The organism is Vibrio sp. MMH1-50, assembly GCF_022347645.1.
Taxonomy (GTDB): domain Bacteria; phylum Pseudomonadota; class Gammaproteobacteria; order Enterobacterales; family Vibrionaceae; genus Vibrio; species Vibrio harveyi.
Genome location: NZ_JAKRGG010000035.1, coordinates 48,844 through 54,922, shown reverse-complemented (window position 1 = coordinate 54,922; position 6,079 = coordinate 48,844). Strand labels below are relative to the sequence as shown.

Here is a 6,079-nt window from a genome sequence, read left to right as displayed (position 1 = left end):
CTCTTCAATTTAAGATTTTGTTCGGCTCAATGAATACTGAACATTCCTTTCGCTAATAAATAGCAGAAGTAATGTTTGAATTGACTGTGCTCTTATTGGCTTTCACTTTTAAAAAGTGAAATAAAACAGCTCAAGGCTGCTTCCCAATTCGAATGGTCACTTCGTTTCATTGAAACCTAATTTGAAGCCGAAGCTTCTAATTGGATTATCATCAACGAGTGCCCACACAGATTGATAGGTCTATATTTTTAAAGAACTTTTCTAACTAACTTGCCGCCTCAGCGCCTCGTCGTTAGGGGTGCGTATCTTACGCTTCCCGCTTTGAGAGTCAAGTATTTTTTCAAATTCTTTTTTCTCTCTTCCGACTCGCTGTGTGACTTTCGTCTCACTCCGTGTCGGTGGATGCGCAGTATAGGGAGTTGAGAAATTAGCGCAACCTTTTTTTGAAAAAAACTTTCCAAGCGGTTATTTATCCACCAAATGCGTTATATCTGCATATTTCTTCGTCACATTTGAGACATATCACAGCAATTGGTTGGAAAAACACCAACCATATACGTAAGATTCATGTGTCTATTTTGTTAATAGGCAGCCAATCTCTTTATCATCTATATGTAGTAATCAAAATGACGTCTAAAAAAAATCTGATCTTGTGTGCTGGGTTGGCGGTCATTGGGGGAATCATCTTCTCTCAGTTACCTGTGTCACCTGCCTTGAGCTTTGTTATCGGTGTTGTCGCTACTGCTTTTCTTTTTTCACTTTCTAGCAAAACACCTGTTCTTCAATCTTCGGATTCCGATCCTTCAACTAAAACGCTGTATGTCGGCAACCTTCCTTATAAGGCAAATGAAAGTCACGTTCGAGATTTGTTTGCTGAGTATGGTCAGGTCTATGCAGTACGCTTAATGAAAGATAAGCGCACTGGTAAAAGGAGAGGGTTTGGTTTTGTAGTGATGGCTGCGGCAGATGCAAAACCTGCTATCGCTAAACTTAACGAGAAGGAATATATGGAGCGTACACTTAAAGTGCGTATTGCTAACGATCCTAAACACCCTGATGGCGGTAAACCTGAACAGGATTAAACCCTAAGGTCGCCAAACAGGTATTCAGTGCATCTTCTTGCCAAGGAGGTGCACTGGCATAAATCTTCTTACTCCCTTCCTCTTGGCTTTCTTCCTTCATATCGCTGAGTAGTAATGCTTTCACTCGTCGAGCAATGGCTTCGCCAGAATCAATTAACGTAACCTCTCCACCTAACGCTTGATGGATTTCCTCTTTAATCAAAGGAAAATGAGTGCACCCCAATACAGCTACATCGACTTTATTACGTAATGGGAGAAGAATGCTTTCGAGCTCTGGAATAGAAATACTTTCGCCACGCAGCTTTTCTTCTGCCATATCCACTAAGCGAGTGGAACCTAATAGTTCGACAGGTTTGCCTTGAGCAAAGTCACGGATCAGTTCATGAGTATATTGACGAGTCACGGTCGCGGGCGTAGCAATAAGTCCTACACCCTGAGAAGCGAGTAATGAGGCCGGCTTGATCGCAGGCACCACTCCGACAACCGGAATGGATAGATTCGCACGCAATGATGGCAACACTATGGTACTTGCGGTATTGCAGGCGATGACTACTATGTCAGCTTGATGCTCTTCAACCAATGCTGCCACCAGCTTATTAACGCGAGTGATCAGCACATCTTGGTCTAGCTCGCCATATGGGTAAGCTTCGTTATCGAACAGATACAAGTAATCCATGTTTGGTAGAAGTCGGTGGATTTCTTGGAAGACCGATAGCCCTCCGACACCGGAATCAAACACTAGGACTTTTTTCTTACTTGATGCTCGCACGAGTCTTACCTGCAAATTAGAGACTCGGCGATCATACTGGTTAGATTTGTTTTGGCAATGCTTTGGCTCGGTATCTTTGATGACTGAATCGCTCCCCTGTTTCCACTTCAAGCTTAGCCAACTCTATATGTCCTTGAAATGATGAGGTTGATGTCACCAATGTATGGAATTCGCCATCTTCGCCACAGGGATCAATATGACCGGGTAATGACTCAATCAACGTTTTGTCATACCAACGTCCACACCACTCCGGCGGCAATACATTTCCATCGGTGGTAATCAACATGGTTTGAATTCCACGCTCGATAATTTCAAATGCCAATGCCTTGCTTTCTTCCCCCAACAAAGGGAATACACATTCCCAGCCGGCAGGTTCAATATAGCTGCGTCGATAATCAGCAATACCATTACAAAGCATATCACCGAACGCGACAGCTTCTACATTCAGCCCACTGCTTTGTAGTGCATTAACGATCGTCGATTGATAAATGTCGTTATTCGGGAACACTTCAGGCAGTTCGATAGTAATGAGCGGAAGGCCAAGTAAGTCCGCCTGCATTTGCACGACCTCAAGCGGGGTTGCTTGAAAAGGGACTTCTTTATCAACATAAGTGGTGTACAAGCCAACTACCTGATAATGCGGATCTTCGTTTAGACGCTCCAACGTTAATGTAGAGTCTTTTCCGCTTGACCAGCTAATCACAACACGTTTTGGTTTAGTCATCGTCTTTCCTTGTTACCTATTTCCACCAGCGCTTTACTTACAAAAAGAAAGACCGCCGATATGGCGGTCTCGTTTAGCTTGATTAAAAGCGGTAGTCTGCCGAGACAAAGTACTGACGCCCTGGCGTCGCGTAACTAGTGTACATCTCGTAGTTTTTATCGAAAGCGTTGCTTAGCTTCGCATTAATATCCCAGTTTTGGTTCACGGCGTAAGAAGCAGTGAAGTTCCATAGGCTGTAGCTCGGTAGTCTGGTACTGCCATTAAAGCGTTCACCTTGGTACAGGTACTGCGAGCCCAACGTCCATTGGTCAAACGTTGCGTAGGCGTTCCACTTAGCACCACGCTTAGAGCGGTACGCTAGCTGAGTATCTTTTGCCCCAGACTTATCGACAGGATCTTTATAATCTAAGTAAAACTCGTGAGAAACGATATCCGTGTCGAATTTCACCTCTAGTTCGACACCTTTGATCTCAGCTTCACCCACGTTTTGCATGCCAGAGCCTTTCCAAATCAACATGTTCTCAATTTGGTTGTAGTAACCCGTCACCGTCCAATCAACAATCGATACAGCACCAGATAGCGACAGCTCGGTATTTTCTGATTCTTCTGGTTTTAGGTTTGGCATTTCGTAGCCTGGGTAATACAAATCAACAAAGCTCGGCGCACGGAAAGCAGTACCGTGGCTCAGGATTAACTCATAACCTTCGTAAAAACTCCAACCCGCAGCGGTTTGCCATGTGGTGTTGTTACCAAATTGATTGTTGTCGTCATTACGTACGCTTGCTTCTAACGTCCATACGTCATAAACATATTGAGCAATGGCACTAACACCAAAGTTAGTTCTTGGGTTCTTCTCTGGATCATAGTCTTTAGCTGGTCCCCAACTGTTCGCCGCAATGTAGCCTTTTGCTAGCTTCTCAGTACGGTAATCCAAACCGCCACCAATACTCAGTTCTTCGTTAACGCTGTACGAGTTCAACCAAATCGCGTTGAACTGCTCAATAGCAACATGATCGCCAGTAGATTTGTTTTGACCTGATTTATGGTCGTAGTTGTCTTGTTGACCATAAGCCAATTTTAATTCAGATGAGTAAACGTCTTTGTTGTATTCCAGCGATAAGTCGGTGCCTACATACTCTACTTCACCAGTTTTTTTCTCATGACCACTCCAAATACTACTGTTGTCGTAATCGTATTCATTGTTGTAAGCACTCACCCCAACGTAACCAGACAAGTTGTCAGAAAAGTTTTGTTGGTAACCCAACTTCAGGTTTAGCGTTTCGAAGCCATGCTCATCGCCATCATTCAATCCTGGCTGAGGCTTAACATTAAAACCATCGGTTTTCTCGTATCCTAAGACACCCTTAAAGTGTTTACCTTCACCCACAGGTTTAGAGACCACAAACGTGCCTTTTTTATGGTTATTTGAGCCATAACCTGCAGACACTCGACCTGAATCGTCATTAATAGGCGCACGAGTAATAATGTTGATTACGCCAGAGATCGCTTCTGAACCATAGATAGAGGCTCGTGCACCACGAATGTAATCGATACGTTCGACAGAGTTGATTGGAAATTGGTTAAAGTCGATACCACCCATGATTGCACGAGGCATACGCACCCCATCAACTAAAACGAGTACTTGAGACGAGCTACCACCTCGAACGTAGATAGATGCGGATTGACCACGCCCACCGTACTGAGCAACTTCAACACTCGGCAGTGTACGGAACACATCAAACAGACTATTTGCTTGCAGGCGTTTAATGTCTTCTTTGGTTACCGTGACGGTTTGTGCAAGAACAGCACCATCAATTTGCTTGAAGCGGTTTGCCGTAACCACAACCGTTTCATCTGCGGAAACTTCTTGGGCCTGTGAATAAAAGGTAGGTGAAAGCAGCGATGCACACGTGATCGCAAGAAATGTTTTTCTCATTGTATTGTCCTAAGTCGCGTAATTCCTACCGAGCCCTACTCGTGTTGAGCAGTCCAGTGCTGTGGCTCAGTTGCTGGCAGGTATTCGGACTTAAGAGCAAGGTTGTACCGCCTACTTACTCGACTTCCCACATAAACTAATGCAGTGTCTTGATGAGCGTTCGTTCTCTTTTACCGCTGCGCGTCAGTTCTGGATTCTCACCAGATTCCCATTTCAGCCATCTAGATTGCTAGATAGCACCAGCTTGGGGCAAATACTATTAAGCTATTGATTATTTGTCCAGCCAATATTACCTCTGACAATTGTAACGATTTGGTTCATTGGTGTATCAACTGACACAGAACACACTATCTTTAAATCAATTGGGGCACAAAACTGGACATCCTATTGAGATTGAATAAAATCTGCGCTCTTAAATTGAATGCACCATAAAAGGTAAGATCATGGCTACTCTTGATGTAAACCCACAACGCTACCAAGAACAACTGGCTGAAAAAGTCGAACGTCTGAACGATATGTTCGCGCCATACAACGTGCCAGAACTGGAAGTGTTTGAATCACCAGAGCAGCACTACCGCATGCGTGCTGAGTTCCGCGTTTGGCATGAGGGTGAAGACCTTTACTACATCATGTTCAATCAAGAAACTCGTGAGAAATACCGCGTTGACCAATTCCCAGCAGCAAGCCGTCTGATCAACGACCTGATGCCACTATTGGTTGAAGCGATGAAAGACAACGAATCGCTACGTCGTAAACTGTTCCAAGTGGACTTTCTATCAACGCTTAGCGGTGAGATTCTGGTTTCACTGCTTTACCATCGCCAACTGGATGAAGAGTGGATTGAAAACGCGAAAGCCCTTAAGCAGCGTTTGAATGATGAAGGCTTCAACCTAAACATCATTGGTCGTGCTCGTAAAATGAAGATTGTCTTAGACCGTGACTACGTGATCGAGAAGCTAGACGTAAATGGTCAAAGCTACATCTACCAACAAGTAGAAAACAGCTTCACTCAACCAAACGGCAAAGTCGCTGAGAAGATGTTGGAATGGGCAGTCGACTGTACTCAAGAAAGCACTGGTGATCTCCTAGAGCTTTACTGTGGTAACGGTAACTTCTCTTTGGCGCTGGCACAAAACTTCGACCGCGTTCTTGCAACTGAATTAGCGAAGCCATCTGTGGTTTCTGCGCAATACAACATTGCAGCGAACGAGATTGATAACGTACAAATCCTACGTCTATCAGCAGAAGAGTTTACTCAAGCAATCGAAGGTAAGCGTGAATTCCGCCGCCTACAAGATGCAGGTGTGGATCTGAAGAGCTACAACTGCAATACGATTTTTGTCGATCCACCACGCTCAGGTATGGATGTCGACACTTGTAAGATGGTGCAAGGTTACGAGCGCATCATGTACATCTCTTGTAACCCAGAGACACTTAAAGAGAACTTGGACATTCTATGCGAAACCCACAACGTGACGCGTTTTGCTCTGTTTGACCAATTCCCTTACACACACCACATGGAAGCAGGTGTACTGTTGGAACGTAAAGCGTAATCCACCAGCCTCAGA

General features: G+C 44.4%; 5 protein-coding genes and 1 riboswitch. Of the genes, 2 read left to right on the top strand and 3 right to left on the bottom strand.

Annotated features, from left to right (window positions below):
• Window positions 1-626 precede the first annotated feature (626 nt).
• On the top strand, window positions 627-1,082 hold the full coding sequence (locus MHO32_RS20365; protein ID WP_005451980.1) for an RNA-binding protein: 456 nt from the start codon (window positions 627-629) through the stop codon (window positions 1,080-1,082).
• Here MHO32_RS20365 and murI read toward each other — a convergent pair.
• The 3 genes from murI to MHO32_RS20350 all read right to left on the bottom strand — a co-directional run bounded on the left by murI (window position 1,045) and on the right by MHO32_RS20350 (window position 4,511).
• Window positions 1,045-1,851 (bottom strand): glutamate racemase, encoded by an 807-nt coding sequence (gene murI / locus MHO32_RS20360; RefSeq protein WP_005451981.1) that lies wholly within the window; start codon window positions 1,849-1,851, stop codon window positions 1,045-1,047. The two genes, MHO32_RS20365 and murI, sit on opposite strands and share 38 nt — an antisense overlap.
• A 40-nt stretch (window positions 1,852-1,891) precedes the next feature.
• Window positions 1,892-2,575: an adenine nucleotide alpha hydrolase gene (locus MHO32_RS20355; protein WP_239213676.1), complete on the bottom strand. Its 684-nt coding sequence runs from the start codon at window positions 2,573-2,575 to the stop codon at window positions 1,892-1,894.
• An 82-nt stretch (window positions 2,576-2,657) separates the two neighbouring features.
• Window positions 2,658-4,511: a TonB-dependent receptor domain-containing protein gene (locus tag MHO32_RS20350; protein ID WP_239213666.1), complete on the bottom strand. Its 1,854-nt coding sequence runs from the start codon at window positions 4,509-4,511 to the stop codon at window positions 2,658-2,660.
• 58 nt (window positions 4,512-4,569) lie between these two features.
• Window positions 4,570-4,770: riboswitch (cobalamin riboswitch) on the bottom strand.
• Between the two features lie 184 nt (window positions 4,771-4,954).
• Here MHO32_RS20350 and trmA point away from each other — a divergent pair.
• Window positions 4,955-6,064 (top strand): tRNA (uridine(54)-C5)-methyltransferase TrmA, encoded by a 1,110-nt coding sequence (gene trmA, locus MHO32_RS20345; protein ID WP_005451984.1) that lies wholly within the window; start codon window positions 4,955-4,957, stop codon window positions 6,062-6,064.
• Window positions 6,065-6,079: the final 15 nt, after the last annotated feature.